This window comes from Lentisphaera araneosa HTCC2155, assembly GCF_000170755.1.
In the GTDB taxonomy this organism is placed as follows: Bacteria; Verrucomicrobiota; Lentisphaeria; order Lentisphaerales; family Lentisphaeraceae; genus Lentisphaera; species Lentisphaera araneosa.
The window spans coordinates 1-25,084 of the sequence record NZ_ABCK01000029.1 but is presented as its reverse complement, the minus strand read 5'-3'; the positions used below and the strand labels follow the sequence as shown (position 1 = coordinate 25,084).

General features: G+C 42.0%; 20 protein-coding genes. 8 read left to right on the top strand and 12 right to left on the bottom strand.

Annotated features, from left to right (window positions below; all coding sequences use genetic code 11):
• Nucleotides 1-42: 42 nt before the first annotated feature.
• Both LNTAR_RS20725 and LNTAR_RS20720 read left to right on the top strand, forming a co-directional pair.
• Nucleotides 43-597 carry an RNA polymerase sigma factor gene (locus LNTAR_RS20725; protein ID WP_007280720.1) on the top strand — a complete coding sequence of 185 codons (555 nt, stop codon included), beginning with the start codon at nucleotides 43-45 and terminating at the stop codon, nucleotides 595-597.
• Entirely contained in the window at nucleotides 594-2,033 is a 1,440-nt protein-coding gene (locus LNTAR_RS20720; RefSeq protein ID WP_007280719.1) for a FecR domain-containing protein, read from the top strand. The genes LNTAR_RS20725 and LNTAR_RS20720 overlap by 4 nt, the downstream gene beginning before the upstream one ends.
• Before the next feature lie 45 nt (nucleotides 2,034-2,078).
• Here the strand turns inward: LNTAR_RS20720 and LNTAR_RS20715 are convergent, their stop codons facing one another.
• On the bottom strand, nucleotides 2,079-2,936 hold the full coding sequence (locus LNTAR_RS20715; RefSeq protein ID WP_007277560.1) for a DUF1670 domain-containing protein: 858 nt from the start codon (nucleotides 2,934-2,936) through the stop codon (nucleotides 2,079-2,081).
• Nucleotides 2,933-3,811, bottom strand: coding sequence for a DUF1670 domain-containing protein (locus tag LNTAR_RS20710; RefSeq protein WP_007277561.1), 879 nt, complete (start codon nucleotides 3,809-3,811; stop codon nucleotides 2,933-2,935). The genes LNTAR_RS20715 and LNTAR_RS20710 overlap by 4 nt, the downstream gene beginning before the upstream one ends.
• Before the next feature lie 304 nt (nucleotides 3,812-4,115).
• Here LNTAR_RS20710 and LNTAR_RS20705 point away from each other — a divergent pair, with 304 nt between their 5' ends.
• The 4 genes from LNTAR_RS20705 (at nucleotide 4,116) to LNTAR_RS20690 (ending at nucleotide 10,148) form a co-directional block, all read left to right on the top strand.
• On the top strand, nucleotides 4,116-4,877 hold the full coding sequence (locus LNTAR_RS20705) for a type II secretion system protein (protein ID WP_007280718.1): 762 nt from the start codon (nucleotides 4,116-4,118) through the stop codon (nucleotides 4,875-4,877).
• An 8-nt stretch (nucleotides 4,878-4,885) separates the two neighbouring features.
• Nucleotides 4,886-5,716: an alpha/beta hydrolase family protein gene (locus LNTAR_RS20700; RefSeq protein WP_007280717.1), complete on the top strand. Its 831-nt coding sequence runs from the start codon at nucleotides 4,886-4,888 to the stop codon at nucleotides 5,714-5,716.
• Between the two features lie 83 nt (nucleotides 5,717-5,799).
• Nucleotides 5,800-6,465, top strand: coding sequence for an SGNH/GDSL hydrolase family protein (locus LNTAR_RS20695; RefSeq protein WP_157473750.1), 666 nt, complete (start codon nucleotides 5,800-5,802; stop codon nucleotides 6,463-6,465).
• 1,328 nt (nucleotides 6,466-7,793) lie between these two features.
• Nucleotides 7,794-10,148, top strand: coding sequence for a hypothetical protein (locus LNTAR_RS20690; protein WP_007280715.1), 2,355 nt, complete (start codon nucleotides 7,794-7,796; stop codon nucleotides 10,146-10,148).
• A 367-nt stretch (nucleotides 10,149-10,515) separates the two neighbouring features.
• Here the strand turns inward: LNTAR_RS20690 and ltrA (LNTAR_RS20685) are convergent, their stop codons facing one another.
• The 6 genes from ltrA (LNTAR_RS20685) to LNTAR_RS20670 all read right to left on the bottom strand — a co-directional run bounded on the left by ltrA (LNTAR_RS20685) (nucleotide 10,516) and on the right by LNTAR_RS20670 (nucleotide 16,610).
• The gene (gene ltrA, locus LNTAR_RS20685; RefSeq protein ID WP_007276687.1) at nucleotides 10,516-11,856 is read right to left on the bottom strand and encodes a group II intron reverse transcriptase/maturase; all 1,341 of its coding nucleotides are present in this window, start codon (nucleotides 11,854-11,856) and stop codon (nucleotides 10,516-10,518) included.
• A 2-nt stretch (nucleotides 11,857-11,858) separates the two neighbouring features.
• Entirely contained in the window at nucleotides 11,859-12,035 is a 177-nt protein-coding gene (locus LNTAR_RS27380; RefSeq protein WP_007276686.1) for a hypothetical protein, read from the bottom strand.
• Between the two features lie 389 nt (nucleotides 12,036-12,424).
• Nucleotides 12,425-13,765: a group II intron reverse transcriptase/maturase gene (gene ltrA, locus LNTAR_RS20680; protein ID WP_007276687.1), complete on the bottom strand. Its 1,341-nt coding sequence runs from the start codon at nucleotides 13,763-13,765 to the stop codon at nucleotides 12,425-12,427.
• Nucleotides 13,766-13,767: 2 nt separating this feature from the next.
• A complete protein-coding gene (locus LNTAR_RS27375; protein ID WP_007276686.1) occupies nucleotides 13,768-13,944 on the bottom strand; it encodes a hypothetical protein in 177 nt (58 codons plus the stop codon).
• Nucleotides 13,945-14,353: 409 nt separating this feature from the next.
• Entirely contained in the window at nucleotides 14,354-15,757 is a 1,404-nt protein-coding gene (locus tag LNTAR_RS20675) for a sulfatase family protein (protein ID WP_007280714.1), read from the bottom strand.
• A gap of 544 nt (nucleotides 15,758-16,301) precedes the next feature.
• Complete coding sequence (locus LNTAR_RS20670; RefSeq protein ID WP_007280713.1) at nucleotides 16,302-16,610, bottom strand: hypothetical protein; 309 nt, start codon at nucleotides 16,608-16,610, stop codon at nucleotides 16,302-16,304.
• A gap of 92 nt (nucleotides 16,611-16,702) precedes the next feature.
• Here LNTAR_RS20670 and LNTAR_RS20665 point away from each other — a divergent pair, with 92 nt between their 5' ends.
• Complete coding sequence (locus LNTAR_RS20665) at nucleotides 16,703-17,428, top strand: DUF6088 family protein (protein ID WP_007280712.1); 726 nt, start codon at nucleotides 16,703-16,705, stop codon at nucleotides 17,426-17,428.
• Nucleotides 17,425-18,408, top strand: a complete 984-nt coding sequence (locus LNTAR_RS20660; protein ID WP_007280711.1) for a nucleotidyl transferase AbiEii/AbiGii toxin family protein — start codon at nucleotides 17,425-17,427, stop codon at nucleotides 18,406-18,408. The genes LNTAR_RS20665 and LNTAR_RS20660 overlap by 4 nt, the downstream gene beginning before the upstream one ends.
• A gap of 350 nt (nucleotides 18,409-18,758) precedes the next feature.
• Here the strand turns inward: LNTAR_RS20660 and LNTAR_RS20655 are convergent, their stop codons facing one another.
• Genes LNTAR_RS20655 through LNTAR_RS20640 form a run of 4 tightly spaced genes read right to left on the bottom strand, consistent with a single transcriptional unit; the run spans nucleotide 18,759 to nucleotide 25,057 of the window.
• Entirely contained in the window at nucleotides 18,759-20,234 is a 1,476-nt protein-coding gene (locus tag LNTAR_RS20655; protein WP_007280710.1) for an arylsulfatase, read from the bottom strand.
• Entirely contained in the window at nucleotides 20,231-21,901 is a 1,671-nt protein-coding gene (locus LNTAR_RS20650; protein ID WP_007280709.1) for a sialate O-acetylesterase, read from the bottom strand. Before LNTAR_RS20650 ends, LNTAR_RS20655 begins: the two co-directional genes overlap by 4 nt.
• On the bottom strand, nucleotides 21,898-23,127 hold the full coding sequence (locus LNTAR_RS20645; protein WP_007280708.1) for a putative glycoside hydrolase: 1,230 nt from the start codon (nucleotides 23,125-23,127) through the stop codon (nucleotides 21,898-21,900). Before LNTAR_RS20645 ends, LNTAR_RS20650 begins: the two co-directional genes overlap by 4 nt.
• 46 nt (nucleotides 23,128-23,173) lie before the next feature.
• Nucleotides 23,174-25,057, bottom strand: coding sequence for a DUF7133 domain-containing protein (locus LNTAR_RS20640; RefSeq protein WP_007280707.1), 1,884 nt, complete (start codon nucleotides 25,055-25,057; stop codon nucleotides 23,174-23,176).
• Between the last annotated feature and the right edge of the window lie 27 nt (nucleotides 25,058-25,084).

Below are 25,084 nucleotides of genomic sequence, written 5' to 3'. Positions count from 1 at the left end.
CACAATGAACTAGTAGAATAAGCTTATTAATTACAGGAAACCATGACCGATACAGAACTCATAGAAGCGGCGCAGAACGGCGATAACTCGGCTTTTTCTCAGCTAGTGGAGAATTACCAGCGCAATGTACGTGCCTGCCTTGCTGTACGACTCACAAATCGTTTTGAAGTCGATGACCTCGCTCAAGAAGCTTTTCTTGTTGCCTACCGAAAAATAAATGAATTCGATAGCACAAAAGCCTTTGGCCCGTGGATTCGCAGTATTGCTTTTTACCTTCTCAAAAACTACTGGCGTAAGCACAAACCCGATGCTGTTGGTGGCTCGGCTGAACTTCAAATTCTCGTTGATGAAGAAATCGGTCTCCAGTACTCGGAAAAGAATGAATCTGATTCACTGGCAGCTCTTAAAATTTGTACAAAAAAGCTAGATGAAAATCTACAAAAGATTGTTCGACTTCATTATCATGATGGTCTTTCAGTAGGTGAACTCACCAAACAATTTGATATCAAGCATTCGGCAATGACGATGAAACTTCACCGTATGCGTGATCAGCTCCGCCGATGTATAAACGAAACTCGTGGAACATGCCAATTATGAACGAATACGAAGAAAAACTCATAGCAAATTACTTGGCTGGTGAAGATGTGGATGAAGAGCTTTTGGAAGCTTGTCGAGTGAACACAAAGCTCTTGAAAGATTTAGCTGACATAGTAGCGACCGAACGCTTACTTAAATTCGACGCTCAAGAAGACGATTTATTTGTCGAGGAATTTGAGGCGAGATTACAAACTGAAAAGGAAGATCAATTCACTGCTCAATTCCAAGAAAAACTCGCCAAAAAACAAAGCTCAAGTCTTAAATTTTATCAAATTGCTGCAGTAGCATGCTTAATTCTGCTTCCCGTCTTTTATTTCTCAAGCAAGACTCAAGCAAAGAAAATCCCCAGCATTGCGAACATAGCAAAAAGTATTGGCAATCCGAGCTATAAAATGGGTGATAAACTCAATGCTGGACTCTTTAAACTTGCGGAGGGTTACGCAGAAATTGTACTCAATAATGGAGTACAACTCACTCTTGAAGCTCCCATCAAGATCGATTTTAAAAACCCCGACCTCATTCATCTTCTGGAGGGTAACCTCGTTGCCAATGTTCCTGAACAAGCTATTGGCTTTACGGTGCTGACACCAAGCTCAGAAATCATCGACTTGGGAACCGAGTTTGCAGTGGGCGTTAATCAATCAGGTGCATCGGAAGTTCACGTCATGCAGGGTGAAGTTAAAGCCCGCTCGCTGAAAAACAATAAGTTCGTCAATCTCTTCAAAGATGATGCCCGCGCCTTCGACGCTCAGCAGCAGATGAGTATTATTGAAAGTAACCCTATGCGCTTTCGTCGATCGCTCCCGGGAGAATCACCTGAAGATCCCGATTATCTTCATTGGTCCTTTGATGATCAAGCCAATTTTACTACGGCCAAAGGAAAAGGTTTTGATGTCAGTCAATTTTCTGGAGAACTCAAAGCTTTCAAAGAAGGCCTTGGGCCAAAATTTGAAAATGGTCAATTTGGCAAAGCTCTATTCTTCAACGGAAAAGATGCCTATGTAGAAACTGCTTTTAAAGGAATTGGTGGAACTGAGCCAAGAACGGTAGCTTTTTGGGCTAAAATCCCAGAGGACTTCACTATCAACAATGGTTATGGCATGATTAGCTGGGGGCTTCATGAACCTGGGAAAGCTTGGCAAATATCACCCAATCCACTAAAAAGCGAAGGCCCTCTGGGGCGTCTACGAATTGGTACTATGCAGGCTCCTGTAGTTGGACAAACTGATTTAAGAGATCGTCGCTGGCATCATATCGCTATTGTGATGTATGGTGGTAGCGAGGTCGATACTTCAACTCACATCTTACTCTACATTGATGGCAAACTGGAAAACACTTCCCATAAAGCCGTACAGAGAATCGATACTATTCTTGATCATAAACAATCACGTCCGCTAATTTTTGGTCGCAATATGGCATTTGATTATGATAAATAAGGTCATTTGTCCGTGAGGTGTATTTGTCCCCTTACGTACAGATATTTAGTTTTTCTGAGAGTTCAAGTCATTGACGATGGTTTCGTATTGTGAGTCCACCTTTGCGTCCGTATTGATGATTTGCTCTAAAACAAACCCTCGGTCTTTGTACTCCAAGATGATAGCTTCATATTCTTTGATTAACCGGGGTGTATTTCCAATAACTTTGGCGATCTCATTGATATTCATGCCCTTCTTATAACAGATAAGAACCTGTTTAAATTTGCTGATATAACGCTGGATAGCCTGGAATGAATGATAAGTCTCACGACTTACTTGTTGAACGCTGAGTTTCTTTATGAAAAGTTTTTCAATTATAATTTTTTTGTGCGTGAGAGTTGGCCCCATATCATGTATTGAACCTCTTCGAGGTAAGACCTCATTGTGTTCCAGTTCCCATTCTTTAATATACTTACCCACAGTTGGTGGAGAGATCTTTAAAAGAATGGCTAATTCAACCGAGGTCATACAGCCACCTTGCTTATAACTTTGTTTGAGCATCCTTGCAACAGCTTCCTTTTTTATGTCTCTGAGCTTCTTACCGTCTTTGCGCTCTTGAATATCTTCTGCTCGTACTAAATCTAGGATAACACTCACTAAAGGTGTTTGATTGATCTTTTTTCCGTATGATTTAGTCGCATTTTTGTCAGTGGTCACCCATGGCGTCTGACCCTGTTTTAAATGAGAAGTTTCGGGATAGAATTTATTGACCATAGAGATAATAGTTGAGCTCAAAACTTGCCGAGTCCTCATTCCTCCCAGTTGCGGACACTCCTCTGAGAAAAAAGCTGTTAAAGCTCCAGCAAAAGTTTTATATTGTTGTGGTCCGTAAGTTGCTTCATTCGCTGAAATATGCGTCTTCATGCTCTGCTCCATACGGGATTTGATAGATTCGACAGTAGTGAGTCTTTTTTTTCGCCAACTTCCTTATAGTATTCATCTCCTGTAAGCAGGATTTCATCCAGACGATGTTTGAACATATCTTTATTCTTAAACTCGTCGTAAATCTTAAGGAATGTCTTCACGCCGCGTTGTGAGATTCCTGCAACTACCGCGATTTCATGGTCAGTGAAGCTCTTCCCTACCCGTAAGTAAACCGCAACTTTAAACTTTTGAAGGTAACTCTCAACGGCGCCCATCGAATGTTTTGTAGCACTCGCAACTTCAACTTCTTCTTTGCCTTCCACCCAATGACGAATGACCAATTCACGGTGTGTAACTCCAGGACCAATATCTTTTTGTTGGCCACGCGTCGGAATGACAATACCTTCCTCTTGTAAGTGTTTGATATCACGTCGGATCGTTTTTGTATCGCACATCAACAGCTTGGCCAAATCCTCCTGGCTTAATAGACCTCCTTGATCGCGAGCCTCTTCGCTCAAACGTATTAACCTACGCTGACGGCGAACAACTTGCCGTTGTTTATTTTTTCTATTGGGCAACTCTTCTTCGTCAAAATCACTGAATACACTTAGAGTGACGCTTATCATTTCACAGTCTTTGAGTGCCTTACCTGCACCTTCCTTGGTCGAGACGCAGTTGTACTTGAGTTGACCTTCTTTAAGTTCCTTTTGGCTATAGGAAAAATAGACCTCATCTATCATGCGAACCAGTTCTTTGGCTTCCCAGGGACTTAGGCCCGCTCCATGAACCGCCAAGTGACTCATTTGCTGGTTCATTGTTTTTAAAGATAAGCGACGACTTTGATTTTCTTGAGAGTTCGCTATTTGTATACTCATGGTGTAGTGCTCCTTATTTTTTGCTTTTTGGTAGAACAATTTATAAGGGGACACTACACTTTTTTAGTATCTAGCGATACTTACCGGACAAATGACTGAATCGTAACAAAGAAATTAGAGATAAATTCTTCCGCGGTTGGCTCGATGAAATCTTTATTTTCGACGCAGCTCTCGATCAAGAGCAAATTCAAAACCTCATGAATAATAACTCCCTTTAGAACAAAAAAATTGAAAAAGTTGTAACAGACGAAGAATAGATTTTGTATTTAATTTTAACTCATAAAAATTAAATAGAATCCATATCATGAAATTCAAAAGATTTACACTGATCGAACTACTCGTCGTTGTTGCCATTATTGGTATTCTCGCCTCACTTCTACTACCTACATTAGGCAAAGCCAGAACACGGGCAAAAATAGCTGTTTGTACGAGTAACCAAAAACAACTCAACACTATCATTATTATGTATTCTGATGATAATGACTTTTTCGCACCATTGAGCAAAGGAGGATGGACGAGTTGGGATGATTATTTATCATCACATGATGGGCGTAGTAAGGATAGTAATTTACTGTTTGCTAATCCGACTGCAAAAATAGAAGACTTGGGTGAATCACATGGAGCTGTTTATAGATGCCCTACAGATGAGATCCAAAATGAGTATGGTCCAGATACAGAAATCCTTGGCAGGAGTTATTCCATGACATATAAATACAGAGCAGATAACTCTAATCCTCATACCGAATTTATGGGGATTTCACATAGCTCTGTATCGAGAAAATTTACAGATATAAATAAACCCTCTAAAACTATAATGATCTTTGACTACCACCACAAATGGTCAAATTTAAGCAATGGAAGACATGATCGTGAAAGAGCTAAAGATTTGAATGAAAGATATGAACTTGGCTTAACTCCACATGGTGAAAAGCCAAACTTTTTAATGACTGATGGTCATGTAGAAAAGCTCACCCTACTTAGTACCTTACTCAAAGAAGACGGAAGTATTGCTAGTATAAATGATATTTCAGATACTATTTGGGATTCTAGTCCCTCAAGAAAATAAATATACAGATGATGATAAAAACCATTGCTGTCGTATTAGTTTTGACTTTAATCCATAATTTATATGCTCTGGAAAATGATCATACTCAAAATGACTTAGTCATTCCCAAAATAATTCATCAAGTCCCTAGGCATGGCAAACGAGTGAAAATCTTTCACAAAAAGTATTTAGGAACTCAAATCTACCATAGTCTTTATCTTCCTTCTGATTGGCAAAAAGAGAAAAAGTACCCAGTGATTGTCGAGTATGCGGGGAATAAGTGGAGGGATTACCCAGGAACAATTGAAGGCTGTAAAATTGGCTTCGGTATTTCTGCTGGCAAAGGGGTCATCTGGCTCTGCTTACCTTATGTCGACGAAAAAAACAAAGCTAATGCCGCAAGCTGGTGGGGCAATATTGATGCTACAGTCGCTTACTGTAAAAAAACTGTAAATGAGGTCTGTGTTCAATACGGAGGTGACCCCGCACAAGTATTTATTGCGGGATTTTCGCGCGGATCTATTGCCTGTAATTATATCGGTCTTCACGATGATGAAATCGCTTCATTATGGAAAGGGTTTATCTGCCATAGTCATTATGATGGCCTTCGAAAGTGGCCCTACGCTGAAAGCGACAAAGCCTCTGCTAAATCACGTCTACAACGACTCGCTAAGAGACCGCAGTTTATCAGCCAAGAAAAAAGCATTATTAAAACAAAGCAATATCTCAAAACTAATTACCCAAATGGCGAATTTACCTTCTTAGAAATGTCATTTCCTCAACATAGCGATACTTGGGTACTAAAAGACTGCCCCGAAAGAAAAGAACTCCGAGAATGGTTCTGGAAAACACAAAAATAAATCATGCTTAACATATGAAAAATATTGTTAGATTAATACTTTTACTAAGCTGCTACTTAAGCTTAAATTTGTCCGCTGAAGAGATGCAGACTTGCACAATCCTAGCTCTGGGTGACTCCATTACTGAAGGGTCTAGATCAGCAGCGAATTATCGTCCCTATTTGATAAAACTTTTGAGTGCAGAAAATAAAGATTATAAGTTCATTGGGCCTAAAAAAGACCATACATCTCATCACGCAGGCTACAGCGGTAGAAATAGCTCACACTTGCGCAGCGTCATCACAAGGCTTTATCGCTCACATCCTGCTGAAATAGTTTTAATCCACACTGGGCACAACCATTTTGCCAAGAATAAACCTATAAACACCATTCTTGCAGATAATAAAGCTATTGTTAAGGCTATTCAGAAAATAAATCCTAATGCCAAGATTCTTTTAGCCACTATTATTCCCAGTGGTAAACTCCCGAAATATGCTTATATCCCTGACTTAAACAAAGAATTAAAGAAATTTATTAAATCGACTGAAGGTGTTTTTCTTGTTGATCAGGCCGCAGGCTTTGATTGGAAAAAAGACACCGTAAGCGATAAGGTTCACCCCAATTCCGATGGTGCGAAAAAAATGGCTTCTAAATGGTTTCAGCAAATTCAAAACCTTGCGCAAGGACTTAAAGCTAATACTTTAATTGATGAATTGCCTGAAAATGAAAAAATTGCACTAGACCATGCAAGCAAAGTCATCCCTCTATAAAAAAATACATACTTACCCATAAAGCAGCGCAAAGACCCTAGTCGCCTGGTCAAGAGTCTTACCAGACATGCGGATAAAAAGCATTTGCCCATACGGCAGCATCTTGCAGAGTGAGCTCGAGAGAGACAGCGTTCTTATCGTATGGGTCGCATCATACCCCTTATTGTGGGTAATCGTGTTTTATTAAAGCACATGATTACCCGTTAATGATGAATCTCTTTATTTTGAATCAAGAAAGAGATCGTGCCGAAGGCACGAAGCATAACTCAGCCTATGGGTTTTAGAGTGTGTTGAAAAAAATCTTTTAAAGGTACAAAGTACCGGAATAAATGAGCGTGTGGTGTGAGCCACACCTGCGGGAAAATAGTTTTTATCCGCCCGTATGGCAACACCTCACAGGTGAGCCCTAATAATATAGTTATTTCGTTTTTTATTTATTTTTCACATAGCCCGCTAAAGCGTGGACTACGTACAGGATCATTAAATTTTTTATCCGTCCCTACGGCAGCAGCCTGGGAGCCCCGCATTCCAATGCGGTTTTAATAAGAGTGGATAAATATTCATCCACGGATTAACACGGATTTATTTAAATGAATCTTGCTTATTTTATCTAAGAATAAGCTTTCCGTTTCTGTGCAATTTAGTGATTTTCCGTGCTTAAAATCACTTTTATCGTGAACAAGAGAATCAATTATTAAATAGTACAAAAAACCATCACACTCTCACAATAAAATCTGTGTTGATCTGTGTTCATCCGTGGTTAAATTCACTTCTATAAAAACAGCTTTGTGGAGTCCGCAAATACGCACGCTAAAGCGTGGACAACGTACAAAACATACTGATTCAACTATATTCGCCCCTGCGGCAGCAGCCAGGGAGCGCCGATTTGTAATCGGCATATAGCGCTAGCCTAAAATTATATTCGCCCGTATGGCAATACCTCGCTAATCTGAGTCCGGCATAGAGTGTCGGACCCAAGTTTGGGCCCTAGTTTAATTCTAAAGCCGTTTTCATGCCCCTCACGGGACATGCTACATTCTAGCGGACTCACAGGTGAGCCCTAACAATATAGTTATTTCGTTTTTTATTTATTTTTCACATAACCTCTTTTAAGCATAGGACTTCAATTTCACCACTCAGCTCATTCTGAAGGAACGGCACATAGATCATAAGGCATTGTTAATGCGATAATCGATTACAAAAAACCGCTCTGCTAATGAATATCATTGCGAAATCGGCATTTTTTATTAAATAACACCTAAAATCATGTGTCATCCCTCCACGCTCTTACAATTGCTTTCAAGACAAAGTAAATAAAAGGAAAACACATGATCAAAAACTTTATAAAAACCTTTGCGCTTGTCGCAAGTCTAGCGAGCCTTAGCCAGGCAGATGAAGCAAAAAATATTGCCGGCGTTTACCCCTCCCTCACCATGTATAATAATGAAGGTGAATGTGGAACAGGAGCAGTGGTCCCTTGGGGAGATAGCCTCTGGGTCATCACTTATGCACCTCATAAACCTAGTGGTTCCTCAGATAAACTCTATCAAATAACACCCGAACTCAAACAAATCATTCGTCCCGAAAGTGTCGGTGGTACACCTGCCAACCGTTTAATTCATAAGGAATCAGAACAATTAAATATTGGCCCCTACTTTATAAAAAAGGATGGCACTGTAAGAACTCTCGACCCTAAAAAAATGCCTGGACGCCATACAGGAACCGCACGCCACTTGACTGATCCGGAAAATAAAGTCTATATCGCCACTATGGAAGAAGGGCTCTACTCAGTTGACGTCGATACTTTAGAATTTGTCGAACACATCAAGGATGGCAATAATCAGGCCGCTGTTGGCAATGGCGTAAAATCAAAGCTTCCCGGCTATCACGGCAAAGGCCTCTATTCCGGGCAGGATTTTCTCATTTATGCCAACAATGGTGAACATGGCAGAGATGCCCGCACTCGTCCTGACACTTCATCCGGTGCTCTTGCTTCATGGCAAGGAAAAGGCGATTGGAAACTCATTCGCCGCAATCAATTCACCGAAGTCACTGGCCCTGGTGGAATCTATGGCAATGCCAATGACTCCGATCCAATTTGGGCCATGGGCTGGGATTACCGCTCACTCATTCTCATGCTACTCCAGGACAAAAAGTGGCATGCCTACCGCTTGCCTAAAGCCAGTCACTCTTATGATGGAGCTCATGGCTGGAATACTGAGTGGCCACGCATCCGCGATATTGAAGAAAAAGACCTTTTGGCCACCATGCACGGAACTTTTTGGAAATTCCCAAAAACTTTTAGCAAAGAAAATTCTGCGGGCATCGCACCTCGCTCAAACTACCTAAAAGTCATTGGCGATTTCTCTATGTGGAAAGACAAGCTCATCCTTGGCTGTGATGACTCCGCTCAGAAGGAGTTCCTCAATCACCGCCCCTTTAAATCCACTCAAGGCGCTCCCACTCAATCCAATTCAAACCTTTGGTTTATTGACCCAGCTCAGCTGGATCAAATGGGCCCCGTCATTGGTCGTGGTTCCGTTTGGCTTCGCGATGATGTGAAAGCAAATCAAGTTTCTGACCCCTACCTCTTTTCCGGCTATGATTATCGTAATATGGTCATTACTCATAAATCTGGTACACCAGTGAAATTCACGATAGAAATTGATAAAGAAGGCAATAACACATGGACTAAACTTGCCGAATTTAAAGTGAATAAGTCTCTCATTCATCAATTCTCCAAAGCAATTAAAGGCACATGGATTCGCGTCAAGGCTCAGAGCGATGCCAAAGAACTCTCGATTCACTTCAATTACTCCAACAAAGACCTGCGCTCACCACAAAACGATGCCATTTTTGCGCCCATCGCAAAAATTGGCGAAACTCAAACGAGTAAAGGACTCATTCGCAGTAATCGCAAAGTTCTCAGTCTTCAGAACGACAAAGGCTTTTTTACGGTAAACGCGAATCTCGAACTCAATTCAGCTGATGATCAATCAAAACTTTTCAAAGGTGCTGAACAGCCTCAAAACATGATCAAAGTTGACGAAGCTTCTGCCCTCATTATTGAAGATGGCAATCGCTACCGCATCCCCAAGAATGATGCTTATAAAAACATCGAAGGTCGCATCTGCCGTGAGGTTGCCACTGAGCGCGACCTCTTTAATTTCCACGGCACTTTTTACGAACTTCCTGCCCGTAATGCTCAAGGCTTCGCTAAAATCCGCCCCATTTCGACTCACAATTTGGCGATAGATGATTATGCCTCGCATTTCGGTCTCATGTTCATGACTGGACTGACAGACAGAAGCAATGATCGCGTTATTAAAAATGACCATGCTGCTGTTTGGGCCGGTGTGATTGATGAACTCTGGAAGCTCGGCAAACCTCGAGGTTTTGGTGGTCCTTGGAAAGAGACACAAGTTAAGGCTGGGGTACCTTCCGATCCCTACCTCATGACCGGCTACGATAAAAAATCAGTTGAATTGAGTTCAGACAAAGAAACGACGATCAAACTTGAAGTTGATATCGACGGCACTGGACTATGGGTTGAGTACAAGAAATTTGAGCTCAAAGCAGGCCAGGCTCTCAACCATACTTTCCCCGAGGGTTTCTCAGCTTATTGGGTTAGAGCCACAAGTACTCAAAATGCCAAAGTAACGAGCTGGTTCATTTACAAATAAAGCTTTTAAAGACATAATCACTCATGAAGCGGGACAAACTAAGAACAAGACTAAAGAGTGACAGTATTCCTGGGAACACCAAGCTCTATTAATTCGGCGAGTAATTGATGGACTTCGAGTTCTGAAGGAACGGTATAGATCAGCCTAGTTCGTCAGAACTAGGTCTGTGATTTTTGAAAAAGTAATTGAGTTCTGAAGGAACGGTATAGATCTCTATTTCATACTTACAGCATTCGCATGAATGAACTTTTGTCATTATCCCCAAGGCTGACGCACTTGGGCTATATATAAGGGTAGGGAAGACTCCTTGCGGAGTCTCCCCTCCTTCCGAACCGTACGTGCGGTTCTCCCGCATACGGCTCTCCAGTCAGTGCTTACTCCGAAGAGACTGAAATTCCAGTTTCCAGGCTTCCTCCAGTGAAAAGAAGCCTAGATCTGTAAAGTAGGCTTTATTGTATTTACGAGTATCAATCATGCGATGAGAACCTTTCTTGCGATTATATTTGGCTATAATACTGCGCAGTCTTCTGCGTGTAAATTCATCTATACCTCGCATTGCATACACAGTGGAGTGCTTGAAGTATTGATACCATCCGAGAAGATTTGGCCGAAGGTAAGCAATTATGTCCTCTATTGAGTCCTTATTGCTTCTCCTCGTTTTCTTGCGTATGGCATCTTTGCATTTCTTCAGGCTCTGCTTCCTTGGCCAACGTTTAATGCGATGTGTATTTCGCGTTCTCTCGAAATGGTATCCGAGAAACTCGAAGTACTCGCACTTCTCTGTCATGTCGGCAATTCGCGTTTTTTCTGGATGAAGTTTCAGCCCATTGGCTTTCATCCACCTTCGCGTTTTGCGCAATGCCCTTTTGGCTGATTCTTTACTTTTACACATGATCAGGAAATCGTCTGCATAGCGCACTATCTCGAATCCAGCCTCGGTCATCTTGTGATCAAAGAGATCAAGATAGATATTTGCTAACAGAGGACTGATAATTCCTCCCTGCGGTGTACCTTCTTCAGGTTCCCAATGTTTGAGACCATCAAAGATATTGGCTTTGAGGAATTGTTCGATCAGATCAAGAATTTTACCATCAATGATCTTTTCCTTGACTCGACTCATGAGTTTCTCATGTGGTATAGTATCGAAGTAGCTTTGGATGTCGGCATCCATAACATAGAGATAGCCCTGCTTTAACAATTCATTCACTCGTCTAAGTGCATCCTTGCAACCCAGCTTTGGACGAAATCCAAAACTGTAGGGCGAGAAGTCGATATCGAATATCGGCTCTATCACATGTTTCAGAGCTGTTTGAACTACTCGATCACGCACTGTGGGTATTCCCAAAGGTCTGGTCTTTCGACCATCACCTTTTGGGATTTCCACTCGGCGCACTGCACTGGGATCATACCTTCCATCTTGCAGTTCTTCGAGAAGCTTAGCATTATTATACTCCAGCTCTGATTCGTAGCGCTCGATTGATACCATGTCCACTCCATGTTTGCCCTTATTTGAACACACTTTCTCCCAAGCCTCCATAATATTATTCTTACGCATCAGCTTATCTGATAAGCTGTACCACTTGCCTCTTTCAACTCCTCTATGAAGAGTTTTCAGCATCTGATCCGTCCAGACAGAAGGTGACGCCCACGCTTGTATTTCAACAAAGCGTTCATCTCGTCGTAATATTTGTTTAGCCATTTCTGACATTCTTATATTCCTTCTATTCTTTTCTTCTCAGTTTCACCTTCCTGCCCCCCTTTGCTCCAGTGACTTTCACCACCTTCATCGCTACTATGAGGGCTCTGACTCCTGCGTGGCGGATTAATCCGTACTGCCCACACAGGTCTCCCTACTTGATCCACAACACCTTCACACCATTCCGTCACCAAACACCTGTCAGCGTCTATACACCGCTTTTCTTTCCGCCTTTCTTCAGCGTGTATAACTTGAGCAGTTGGCTTACTTCGCCCTCAGGCTACGCAGCTCTTCCTCCCGCTCTCTGGTCTTCGCCATGATATAGCAGGCTCGACACCCTGACCGGCCGAAACGCGTTCGTCATCCTACGGACTGATATTTCGTCTAGGCCCTACTACCCACCCCGTTTCACAACGACGCAGTTGACTTCGACTACAGGGCTGACGGTCAACCCTGACGAGGTCTTTCACCTCGCTGATGTTGTGTACGCATAGGCGTACATAAGGGTAGGGAAGACTCCTTGCGGAGTCTCCCCTCCTTCCGAACCGTACGTGCGGTTCTCCCGCATACGGCTCTCCAGTCAGTGCTTACTCCGAAGAGACTGAAATTCCAGTTTCCAGGCTTCCTCCAGTGAAAAGAAGCCTAGATCTGTAAAGTAGGCTTTATTGTATTTACGAGTATCAATCATGCGATGAGAACCTTTCTTGCGATTATATTTGGCTATAATACTGCGCAGTCTTCTGCGTGTAAATTCATCTATACCTCGCATTGCATACACAGTGGAGTGCTTGAAGTATTGATACCATCCGAGAAGATTTGGCCGAAGGTAAGCAATTATGTCCTCTATTGAGTCCTTATTGCTTCTCCTCGTTTTCTTGCGTATGGCATCTTTGCATTTCTTCAGGCTCTGCTTCCTTGGCCAACGTTTAATGCGATGTGTATTTCGCGTTCTCTCGAAATGGTATCCGAGAAACTCGAAGTACTCGCACTTCTCTGTCATGTCGGCAATTCGCGTTTTTTCTGGATGAAGTTTCAGCCCATTGGCTTTCATCCACCTTCGCGTTTTGCGCAATGCCCTTTTGGCTGATTCTTTACTTTTACACATGATCAGGAAATCGTCTGCATAGCGCACTATCTCGAATCCAGCCTCGGTCATCTTGTGATCAAAGAGATCAAGATAGATATTTGCTAACAGAGGACTGATAATTCCTCCCTGCGGTGTACCTTCTTCAGGTTCCCAATGTTTGAGACCATCAAAGATATTGGCTTTGAGGAATTGTTCGATCAGATCAAGAATTTTACCATCAATGATCTTTTCCTTGACTCGACTCATGAGTTTCTCATGTGGTATAGTATCGAAGTAGCTTTGGATGTCGGCATCCATAACATAGAGATAGCCCTGCTTTAACAATTCATTCACTCGTCTAAGTGCATCCTTGCAACCCAGCTTTGGACGAAATCCAAAACTGTAGGGCGAGAAGTCGATATCGAATATCGGCTCTATCACATGTTTCAGAGCTGTTTGAACTACTCGATCACGCACTGTGGGTATTCCCAAAGGTCTGGTCTTTCGACCATCACCTTTTGGGATTTCCACTCGGCGCACTGCACTGGGATCATACCTTCCATCTTGCAGTTCTTCGAGAAGCTTAGCATTATTATACTCCAGCTCTGATTCGTAGCGCTCGATTGATACCATGTCCACTCCATGTTTGCCCTTATTTGAACACACTTTCTCCCAAGCCTCCATAATATTATTCTTACGCATCAGCTTATCTGATAAGCTGTACCACTTGCCTCTTTCAACTCCTCTATGAAGAGTTTTCAGCATCTGATCCGTCCAGACAGAAGGTGACGCCCACGCTTGTATTTCAACAAAGCGTTCATCTCGTCGTAATATTTGTTTAGCCATTTCTGACATTCTTATATTCCTTCTATTCTTTTCTTCTCAGTTTCACCTTCCTGCCCCCCTTTGCTCCAGTGACTTTCACCACCTTCATCGCTACTATGAGGGCTCTGACTCCTGCGTGGCGGATTAATCCGTACTGCCCACACAGGTCTCCCTACTTGATCCACAACACCTTCACACCATTCCGTCACCAAACACCTGTCAGCGTCTATACACCGCTTTTCTTTCCGCCTTTCTTCAGCGTGTATAACTTGAGCAGTTGGCTTACTTCGCCCTCAGGCTACGCAGCTCTTCCTCCCGCTCTCTGGTCTTCGCCATGATATAGCAGGCTCGACACCCTGACCGGCCGAAACGCGTTCGTCATCCTACGGACTGATATTTCGTCTAGGCCCTACTACCCACCCCGTTTCACAACGACGCAGTTGACTTCGACTACAGGGCTGACGGTCAACCCTGACGAGGTCTTTCACCTCGCTGATGTTGTGTACGCATAGGCGTACTATATCATGCCTTCGGCATTAAAACTGACATTTTTCAATCTATATTGTGCCGAATTAATAGCTTGGCTAAAGCTCCTCCAAAACTGACTGTCGCCTACACTTACTTCTTCACCCAAACAGGTCGAGCGTTAGCCGTGATTTCTGCATCGAGTTCTTGCATACGCGTTTTGAGTTTTGCAACAAGTTCAGGGTTTTGATCCGCGAGGTTATTTTGCTCAGCGACATCCGCTTCAAGGTCAAAAAGGTAGATTGTTACTTTGGCTTCTTTATTGGACTTTTTACTTTTCTTAGATTTTTTGGGCCCCTTGACTAAGAGCTTCCATTTGCCCTGACGAAGGCCTTCTAGATCACCACTTCTTGAGTAATAAATGAATTCATTTCTAGCACTCCTTTCTGCTTTACCAGTAATAAGTGCTGATTGATCAATGCCATCGATTTTATTCTTTCCAGGTAGAGTGGAAGAACTCAATGCTGCCAAGGAAGGGAGTAAATCGATAGTTGTCATGAGCTCGTTTGTTTCCGTGCCTGCGGGAATCAAACCTGGTGCCCACATCACGCAAGGGACGCGCTGGCCACCTTCAAAAGTTGAGCCTTTACCATCTCTTAATTCACCTGCAGATCCGCCGTGATGTTTGAATGGAAGCCAAGGACCATTATCGGTCGTGTAAATCACAATTGTGTTTTTATCTAAGCCGAGTTCTTTAAGTTTTTTTGTAATGCGTCCCACTTGGTCATCCATATGCTCAATCACATTGATGTAGGCATTTTTCGGATCAGGATCGCGAATTTCGTCGGGAACATAAAGAGGAATATGCGGCATGGAGTGAGGCAGGTAAATAAAGAAGGATTTTTCCTTATTTCTTTCAATAAAGCTGATGGCTTTATCAGTATAACGGCGAGTCACCGTACGTTGATCCACAGGGATTTCAACAATTTTAGCTCCTTCCATAAGTGGTGTCTGCCATTTGGTAAGAGTCGATTCGGGATCATTCCAAAGAAGGTCCATTCCACCAGGTCCGCCCTTCGGCTTATTTTTATTATCCGGATGATTCATATCATTCGAATAAGGGATGCCATAGTATTCATCAAAACCATTGCTGATTGGCAATGTTTCAGGATGATGTCCCAAATGCCATTTCCCATAACAGGCCGTTGCATAACCCAAAGATTTAAAATGATCGCCAATCGTGTATTCGGCAGGATTTAGACCTGTAGTAGATTGAGGAAAAAGAACTCCCTTGTGAAGTCCAACTCGCTTGGGATAACTCCCCGTTAATAAAGCTGCACGAGAAGGGGTGCAAACTGGGGAGGCCACCATAAAGCTAGTGAATTTACGTCCCTCCTTAGCCATTTGGTCAATATAGGGGGTCTTAATAGTCTCAGAACCAAAACAACTCAAGTCGCCATAGCCCTGGTCATCCGCAAAGATTAATACCACATTAGGCTTATCCGCAAAAGCCGATAAGGAAAAAAAGAAGATGCACAAACTGAGTAGTTTAGCCATAAAAGAACTCCAATAATTTGATTAATTTAGAGCTACTACACCGCCATCTAACAGAGATTACTTTTGGTCTTATATTTTTAACATTATTCATAACTATTGATCAACTGAGAGTTCTGAAGGAACGGTATATATCAACATAGTTCATTAGGGACTGTGTGAAAAACACATCATAAAGGAATTAGGGTCGACAACTTTTAGCATACATCGAAACAGCATGACTCAGAATATCTAAATTACCAGGGCTCACGTGTGAGCCTGCTAGAATCTAGCATGCTCCGTTAGGGGCATGAAAATGGGTTGGGAATTAATCTAGGGCCCAAGCTTGGGTCCGACACTCTATGCCGGACTCACATCCGCGAGGTATTGCCATACGGGCAGATAAAAACTATTTCCCCATTCGTGTGGCTAACGCCACACGCTAATATCTATCGGTGCTCTGCACCTTTAAAGTATTTTCCACACTGCCTCGACAGCCTTGAGCTATATTATTCCTTTGACACTAAAATTGACATCTTTTTATCTATCTTGTTGCCAGATCAATAGCTTATTTCTTACCACGCTTATTGGCATCTGGATTACCCTCGTCACCACCGCGTTTCACCATAACAGGAAACTGCTTATCCCACCATTTACTGTAAGCTTGTTTAAGTTCATCCACGAGTTCAGGGTGAGCATTCGCAAGATCATATAGATTGCTTGGATCCTTTTTGACATCAAAGAGCTGCCAAGCATCTGAAACTCCCCAATGAAACTGAGCATTCGTCTTTGTATAAGTGGCGTGCTTGAAACCCTTAGCTACATAGGACTTAGTTATCTGAGACGCAAAAATGCAAGCTAGATATAGCTGATACATTTGCCCTGAAGGACTTAGGAAACCCTAATAATGTCCAGTAAATACATGAAAAAACTGGACATAAGTTTTAAGCCAAGTAATTTAGACTTCTGATGAAAAACACTGCTTACATAAGAGAAAAGATCGAGAGCTTTGCCGATGGCTATGTATTTAGCTATCTCGAGTTCATGGATAAGGTCGATGGTAAAGAATCCGTAATCAAGGCCTTGAATCGGATGGTGCAATCAGGTTGTCTTTGCAAGTTATCTAAGGGTAAGTTTTTTAAAGCCGAAGCGAGTCCCTTTGGCGTTTTGGCTCCCAATCAGTATGAAATTGTAAAGGATTTACTCGAAAAAGATGGTCAGCGCATTGGTTATTTGACGGGCTTAAGCATTTTTAACAAGCTGGGCTTAACGACACAGCTTAGCAGCAGTATCCAAATCGGCAGGAATGAAGTGCGCTCTAGCTTTAAACGTGGCATATACTCAGTAACTTTTCTCAAGCAAAAAAACATCATCCTCGAAGAAAATATTGCCTTGTTACAATTACTGGATTGCCTGCGACTGATAAAGAAAATTCCCGACAGCAATACTCGCGATCTTTGCCTGCGACTCAAGGTACTTTTAGGTGAACTCTCAGAGGAAGACATGAAAAAAATACTTGATCTTGCGTTGAAGTACCCACCAGCAAGTCGCGCTCTATTAGGAGCCTTTTTGTGTGATCTGGGACGAGAGGAAATGACGAGTGCATTGAAAAAGAGTTTAAACCCCATAACAACTTACAAGATTGCGGATGTAACACGAGAGCTGAAGAGTGCGGATGATTGGAGAATTCAATGAATTTGCACGAAAATGGCGAGCTTTTTCAACAAGCTGTTCGGGCAACGGCCCAGCGCATGGGGATGCTTGAGATCTTTATAGAAAAAGATTATTGGGTGGTTTATGCCTTACTAGAAATATTTTCGAATGAGACTCTAGCTGAATATACAGTGTTTAAAGGGGGGACATCCTTATCCAAATGCTTTGATTTGATCGATCGTTTTTCTGAGGATATTGATTTGGTCGTTAAGCACCAAGAGGGAGAAAGTGATAATCAGCTTAAGAAGAAAATCCGCGCTATTAGTCAGTTGATTAATCAGACGATGCCTGAACACGAAGTCGAAGGCTTGACGATAAAGCGGGGAATGAACCGTAAAACGGCACATGAATATGCGCAGCAATTTCAAGGCGATTTTGGCCAAGCACGAGAATTTATAGTCCTGGAAGCTACCTGGCTGGGCTATTATGAACCTTATATGACAAAAAACATCAGTTCGTATATCTATGAAATGATGATGCATACGGAGCAAGAAGCTATGGTGAAGGAGTATGGGCTGGAGCCTTTTGAACTTCAGGTCTTAAATCCAACTCGAACTCTATGTGAAAAAATAATGAGTTTGCTTCGCTTTTCTCATAGTGAAAATGCCATGAATGACCTGAAAAACAAGATCAGGCACATATATGACTTATGTAAGCTTTTAGAAGATCCTGACTTAAGATTTTTTTTTAATTCAGAGGGGTTTATTGAACTCCTCATAAAAGTTGCTAGAGACGACTATCGGAGTTTTAGAAATAATAATACTTGGCTAAGTCATCACCCCATAGAATCTTTGATTTTCAATGATGTCGAAAGCGTATGGCAAGAGCTCAAAGTAGTGTATCATGGTCAGTTCAAGGACTTAGTATATGGGGAATTAGCAAGTGATCAGGCTATTTTGCAAGTACTCAAAGATATTAGGACTCGCTTAAGTGCAGTGACTTGGAATATAGTAAATAAGTAGGAGAACTACATGAAATTTAACGAATCACAGCTGACAATTCAAGTGTCTGAGACACGAAAATATAAATGTCTGAGACGTGAAAATATACCGGATCTTTTTTAACATCGAAGAGCTGCCAACCCTTCAGGGCTCCATTAATTTGTTGCGCATTTTCCCGGGGTTCACACCCCGGGCTAATTATATATCATCCCTTCAGGACTCAATCTATTCATCAATATTAAGCCCCAACTTTTACCTAGTAATGCTTCATTCTGCCAACTGCAGGCGAAGCCCGATCTGTCAGGGCAGCGATCTTTCCTATACGCAATTGCCAAGCTGGAGCTTGGCGGTTCCAGTGAGCGCTCTTACTATTACTTTTTACCACGCTTATTGGCATCTGGATTACCCTCGTCACCACCGCGTTTCACCATAACAGGAAACTGCTTATCCCACCATTTACTATAAGCTTGTTTAAGTTCATCCACGAGTTCAGGGTGAGCGTTTGCAAGATCATTTAGATTGCTTGGATCCTTTTTGACATCATAGAGCTGCCAACCCTCTGAAACTCCCCAATGAAACTGGGCATTCGTCTTTGTGTAAGTGGCGTGTTTGAAACCCTTCGCCACATTGCGCAGTGTCGTACATTGGCTGGGGTATTTTTCACAAATGGGATCCTCACAACCTTGGCTATGAACCAGCAGGAAGTTGCCTTTGCGAATTCCGCACATAGCGTTTTTATGGGCTGCTGCTGTGCCACTGGGCCAACGTCCCACATTATGAAAGAGCAAACGATTATTATGCTCCCAATCCTTGCCATTGAGTAAGGGGCTTAAACTATAACCCTCGAGTTCACCCTGTACTTTTTCAGGAACATCGACTCCTGCTAATTCACAGAGCGTCGGTAAAACGTCGAGGTGAGCCGTTAAGTTTTCCACTGTCTTGGGCTGCCATTTTTTTGGCCAGCGCCACAAAGAAAAGGCTCGTGTGCCCCCTTCCCAAATGGTGCACTTGGGACCACGCATGTCAGCATTATAAACATCGAGTCCCACTGTAACACCATTGTCATTCATGAAAATTAGTATGGTATCGTCGTATAAGTTTTCTTTTTTTAGAAATTGATCTAAACGCCCAAGGTTATCGTCTATGTTTTCAATCATGGCCAAATAAGCGGCGTGATTATCGTTGAGTCCTTTAGCCTTGTATTTCTTCAATAAATCCTCAGGAGCTCCCAAGGGGGTGTGAGGGGAATAGGTACAAAGATAGAGAAAGAACGGCTGCTCGCCCGCTTCTTTCATAAAAGTCATTGCTTCATCAAAAAAGGCGTCCTCGCGAAAACCCTTTGTTTGAAAACGTTTGCCATTGCGAATCATCTCCACATCAAAATGATTGTGGGGCCCTTTTGCGTTCTTCGCATACCAATCAAAACCGCGATATTGCGGTGCATAACCTTTGTCGTTACCCAAGTGCCATTTACCCACAAAGCCCGTTTTGTAGCCTCCTTCCTTAAGAATATCGGCTATCGTCAACGCACCCTTGTAAAGCTTTTCACGAGGCTGAACCGTATGTGTCACTCCATTGCGAAATTCATGCATTCCCGTCATCAGAGCTGCACGAGTAGGCGAACATGAAGGACTCACATAAAAGCGATCAAAGCGTACGCTCTCAGAATGTAGCCGATCCATATTCGGTGTTTCTAAATAAGGGTGACCATGTACGGCCATATCACCATAACCTTGGTCATCGGTAAGAATAAAAATAATATTAGGCGATTTCGATTGCTTTGCCATAGAACACAAAGTCATCGAAATTATAAAAATGAACTGAAAGAAAATCATATTGTTAATCATTTGGAACTAACCTTAGTTGTTGAAAAGATGGCGGTGGGGAGCCCTGCTTTATTATATAAATTAGCATTCGCTGGATTTTGCTGCCAAGCATACCTTACGCCTCTAGGCTTAACTATGTCCTTGTGACTGAGTAATACTTGATTTGGATTGATTATTTTTGCTGTGGCATATTTCCATACCCCATCTTCACCACAAAGCTCAAAGCCGGATAATTTTCTTTCGACAGGTTTTACAGGTTCAAGAAGCTGTTTTTTTCCAACGATTAACCCACTTTCACTATAATTGAAATGAACAATCACAGTCGCTCCTTTCCGTTCTGCCGATTGAAACAAAGGGCCACTCGGTACAATATTGTTAATTTGGTAAGTATCATGCAAGGCCCAACGCGAAAGCCTTTTCCCCACATCAACTTTGTTGACCGGATGAATATCTTTAACTTGCCCTATATCGTGAAGGACCGCCATACCTGTATTCGAAATTTCCAATCCGAGACGTAGTTGATTACTAATTTCCACCCAAGTATTTTTCTTCTGCAAGGGCTCTTTTAAAGACTCTCCTAAATTAGCTAACTGACAAAAATACACGGGAAAGTTTCCCTGCTGCCACTTTGCTCTCCATCCACGAATAAGACTTTTAAGAAGTCCACGGTGTGCTTCGACCCTATTGGGATTATGCGACTCACCCTGATACCATATTGCTCCACGAATCGCGTAGGGAATGACCGGGTTGACCATTCCATTAAAAATCGAAGCTGGTGTTGCCGAATTTGCGGATGGCACAACGCTCATGATGGGACGCTTAGGTCTCGGAAGCCCTTTTTTGCGATTGAGCTTTATAGCCTCACGATATTTTACCATGGCTTGCTGATATTTTTTTGACGCTAATTGAGCATCGTAGGATTTGACTTGTTTTTGGATTTTTGTTAGCAATTGCTTATGAATCGCCTGATTAAACTCAGAAGGGGGGATAAAGGATTCAATACGTTTGCCTCCCCAAGTCACATTTACAATACCGACAGGGCGATCAAGATGCTGACGCAGTTGCTTAGCAAAGAAATAAGCCGTTCCCGAAAAACTTCCGTTATTTTGCGGTGTCGACGCAAGCCATTGACCTTCGAAGTCTTTTTTTGTCTCGAGTGCTGAGGCGACATTGGGCACTTTGATTTGACGTAAAAATTCATCTTTTGCCTGTTCTTTTTCATCCTTCATAAACTTGAGTACTGATTCATAACCCACATCTTTAGTTTTAAGAGATAACATTTCGAGAGTGTACATCATGTTAGACTGACCACTGCAAAACCAAACTTCACCAACGACTATATTTCTTATCACGATTCTTGAGTTCTCACTTTGAACCACCATGGAATAAGGCTTATAAGAACCCTTAACGGCCTTGAGTTTGAGCTGCCAGTTTCCCTTAGCGTCAACAATAGTTTTTTGACTTTGACCCGCAAAAGACACTTTCACTTCCTCTCCTGCTTTGCCCCACCCCCAAATGGGTAAAGGCTTCTCACATTGTAACACCGCACCATCGGAGAAAATTGTCGCTATCTTGATCTCGGCGAAGACAATCGACGAAGCAAAACATAGAGTGATAAAGAATATTTTGATCCTTTTTCCTTTAGTGACTAAGTCCATATCTCGTAATTGATACAGTTTAATTGTCATTTTGTTTGTTCTCCATGCCAGGTGATTCTGCTTTTTTGATTTTTAATATCTACCCACACAGAGGCATATTTAAACTCACGAGTATATACATAGCCGTTTTTCACTGCTGGGCCTTTTGGAGCCCCCAAAGGTTTATCATATTCAGGATACCACCTATCATCTAAAGGCTTCTCTTCTGCTGAATAAGCATGACAATTAAAATAGCTGTATTTTTCTGCACAAATTAGAAAAATTGCTAAACTCATCCTCATTTTATACAACTCTTCTTTTTTGCTCTTTGCTCGACGGTCAACATCATCCAGGGTAATATTGCCTTTAGCATTTTTAGAAGTCAGCGCTCTCTTAAATCCGGGAGAAAATGCGATAATCTTCCCAGATTGTGCAGCTTTTATAACAGCATCCATTCCTTTTATGACGTATTCCTCATAAGTAGGACTTGGCGCATTCGGAAAAAAACCTTCAATATAGGAACCATCAAAATAGTTCATATATTCTAGACCGCTTGCAGGCAGAAGTGCACGTATGATATTAGCGACTACAAGCTTGTTTTCGTCCACAGCCCCCCGAGCATCATTCATCATTATTTTATAAGCTTCAACTAGCTTCTCTTTCTTTTTTTTACCAAGAGCCCCCTTAGCATAACGATCATAAAGAACTTTTATATTGGCATCAAAAAACAGACCATCAATTGCCGAATGCTCAGTCATTTCTTTACAGTGATTTACCCACCAATCTCGCACTGTTTTTTTGGTTAGATCATACGCAGGCAAACGTCCTCGAACAATTTTCTTACTTCCATCTTTACTATTTTTAAGAAAAGCATTTTTTATTGATTTTATGTTATCTTGCTCTTCATAAAAGTTGGCCCAATAGATGAAAACGTTCCAGTAATAAAGAATTTTGATATTTGGGTTTAAAGCTTTTACTGATTGAGCCGCAGATAAAGTCCCCTTTTCTGAGCCTCCAAAAGTTTTCATTCCAGTCGTTTTTTCAAAAGTAACAAGCGGATATTTTGCAATAAGTTTAAGCTCACCTGAAGTAAATGCTTCATTTTTTCTAATATGTAAATAAAGCGGTACTTTATCCCAACTAAACGCGGGCATTTTTCCCGAGCCATCATCTGCTTTAACATCCTTCTGAGATAAGGAGGCTTTTGACTCATTGCCTTGACTCTCCACACTCAATGCAAACATATGAAGGCTCATAATAATGAAAATGATCGACATTTTTCTCAAAGAACACGCTCCAAATTATTTTAATGTCTAAACCTAGTTACTTTTCTAACTCTTCTATTGTCCAAGGTGCCTTGCGTTTGCGATACTTTTTACGTACCTGTCGCACATCATTTTCTGTAAGCATTCTTGCTGAATTACCCCAAGAGTTACGGATATAAGTCAGCACATCTGCCAGATACTTATTATCGTGACTCTTTAAGGCCTCCATCGCTCCAGGATAAGTCTTTCCATCAATTGGCCCAGTTAAACCATGCAAGACAATTCGAGCAAGTTTATCGTGGGATCCAAGCACTCTTTTAGAGCCTTTTAGTGCTGGTGCCAACATCATATCAGTCCCGGTCATTTGCACACCCGCTCCATCTTGACCATGACAAGCAAAGCATAAAGCCTTGTAATGCTTTTCACCTGCTTGCATCGCCTTCTCAAAAATTGGTCCCTTGCCTTTAAGCGCATCTAGAAAGACTTGATGCTTGCGCTGAGCTTCATCATTTTTAGCTTTTTGCGCTATATGCAATTTTAGCACAGGATCTTGCGCATGTATCTTCTCAAATTCTTTTACAAAATTTTCAGCAATCTTTTTGGGACCATAACTCATCATACTCCAATAAGCTTGCGCTAAGATTTCTGGTCGCGTTTCATTCTCAAGAATCTTATTAAAAGCATTTAGGGTGCCTTTATCTGCATTGGCTAAATAGGAATCTGCAGCTTGGAGTCCATGGAGAGCTAAACGAGCATCCGCTTTATTGTTCAAAAACTTTAGCATAAAGCCCGGGCCTATAGCTCCGAGCCCATCGAGCGCCCACAAAATCTCAATTTGCTCTTGAGTATTTTTGGATTGATTTAAAGCGCTTCTCAAAGCTGTATGTAAGCTTTTTTCATTTCTCAAAACTATTAATTTGCGGACGGTCGTTCTTACACTACCATTTTGATGACCGAGATAGGGAATCAATTCTTTTGAGCTCATCTCCAAAAATTTTGGATGTTCAAATTTCTTACTGTAGCCCTTGGGGACTAAACGATAAATACGCCCCATTTTTTTATTTTTAGCTAAGCCATACTCATCTATCACTCCACGGAGATAAGAGCGCTTCGATGTCCAGTTTCCCTCTTGAATGATGCCGCGATACATATCCACAATATAGAGTGCACCATCGGGTCCCGTTTTTAGGTTTACAGGTCGGAAGTTGGCGTCTGTTGAACGTATAAATTCACTTTTGGGATAAGGATTACTCAATTGGCGATAACCCCCACTCTTGTCGACTTTTGCCATGCGCACTAAACGACCCACAGGCTCACAAATGAGGTAGTTTCCATAAAACTCAGGCATCAATTCACCACGGTATACACCATGACCACAAGCAGCCGTCATATGATTGAGCGTATTATCCTCACGCATACGCGCGCGTCCCCCCTGAGCATCGGGAATATTATCAATCGGCCAAACTGTATTAAAATCTTCTTCTAATTCATTTGGAAATTCTGCTCGCGTATATTTTGTCGGAGTTTGAAAGTACTGAAAACTTTCTTCTCGTCCAGAGTGACCCGTGGCAAAATGACCATCATCATCGCAAGCCAGCCCCCATTGAGTACTGACATTACCACGGTCATCCGTAATAACTTTCCCATCCACAATTTTAAAACGCTTTGTCCCCTTGGTAAGATAAATCCAGTTATCGAGATTCCAGATTAAACCACTGGCTTGATGCTCTAAGTTCCCTTGCTTTGGACCACCCTTGTACCAGACCTTCTTTTCATCGGCTTTACCATCATTATTTGTGTCACGATAAGCGTAGATATCGAGCGTATTTGTTTCGCAGATAAGAATGCGATCATCTAGGGGAAGAATCATTCGGGGCAATAAGAGTCCATCAACAAAAACGGATGATTTATCCATTTTGCCATCACCATTGGTGTCAGTCATTTCATGACGCGACTTGTGCTATCAAAT

Coding starts and splice junctions, on each gene's coding strand:
- LNTAR_RS20655 (WP_007280710.1), bottom strand. CDS start 20,234: ATGATTAACAATATGATTTTCTTTCAGTTCATTTTTATAATTTCGATG.
- LNTAR_RS20695 (WP_157473750.1), top strand. CDS start 5,800: ATGCAGACTTGCACAATCCTAGCTCTGGGTGACTCCATTACTGAAGGG.
- LNTAR_RS20710 (WP_007277561.1), bottom strand. CDS start 3,811: ATGAGTATACAAATAGCGAACTCTCAAGAAAATCAAAGTCGTCGCTTA.
- ltrA (WP_007276687.1), bottom strand. CDS start 13,765: ATGTCAGAAATGGCTAAACAAATATTACGACGAGATGAACGCTTTGTT.
- LNTAR_RS20725 (WP_007280720.1), top strand. CDS start 43: ATGACCGATACAGAACTCATAGAAGCGGCGCAGAACGGCGATAACTCG.
- LNTAR_RS20660 (WP_007280711.1), top strand. CDS start 17,425: ATGAATTTGCACGAAAATGGCGAGCTTTTTCAACAAGCTGTTCGGGCA.
- LNTAR_RS20715 (WP_007277560.1), bottom strand. CDS start 2,936: ATGAAGACGCATATTTCAGCGAATGAAGCAACTTACGGACCACAACAA.
- LNTAR_RS20645 (WP_007280708.1), bottom strand. CDS start 23,127: ATGTCGATCATTTTCATTATTATGAGCCTTCATATGTTTGCATTGAGT.
- LNTAR_RS20650 (WP_007280709.1), bottom strand. CDS start 21,901: ATGACAATTAAACTGTATCAATTACGAGATATGGACTTAGTCACTAAA.
- LNTAR_RS20720 (WP_007280719.1), top strand. CDS start 594: ATGAACGAATACGAAGAAAAACTCATAGCAAATTACTTGGCTGGTGAA.
- LNTAR_RS20690 (WP_007280715.1), top strand. CDS start 7,794: ATGATCAAAAACTTTATAAAAACCTTTGCGCTTGTCGCAAGTCTAGCG.
- ltrA (WP_007276687.1), bottom strand. CDS start 11,856: ATGTCAGAAATGGCTAAACAAATATTACGACGAGATGAACGCTTTGTT.
- LNTAR_RS20675 (WP_007280714.1), bottom strand. CDS start 15,757: ATGGCTAAACTACTCAGTTTGTGCATCTTCTTTTTTTCCTTATCGGCT.
- LNTAR_RS20665 (WP_007280712.1), top strand. CDS start 16,703: ATGAAAAACACTGCTTACATAAGAGAAAAGATCGAGAGCTTTGCCGAT.
- LNTAR_RS20640 (WP_007280707.1), bottom strand. CDS start 25,057: ATGACTGACACCAATGGTGATGGCAAAATGGATAAATCATCCGTTTTT.
- LNTAR_RS20705 (WP_007280718.1), top strand. CDS start 4,116: ATGAAATTCAAAAGATTTACACTGATCGAACTACTCGTCGTTGTTGCC.
- LNTAR_RS20700 (WP_007280717.1), top strand. CDS start 4,886: ATGATGATAAAAACCATTGCTGTCGTATTAGTTTTGACTTTAATCCAT.
- LNTAR_RS20670 (WP_007280713.1), bottom strand. CDS start 16,610: ATGTATCAGCTATATCTAGCTTGCATTTTTGCGTCTCAGATAACTAAG.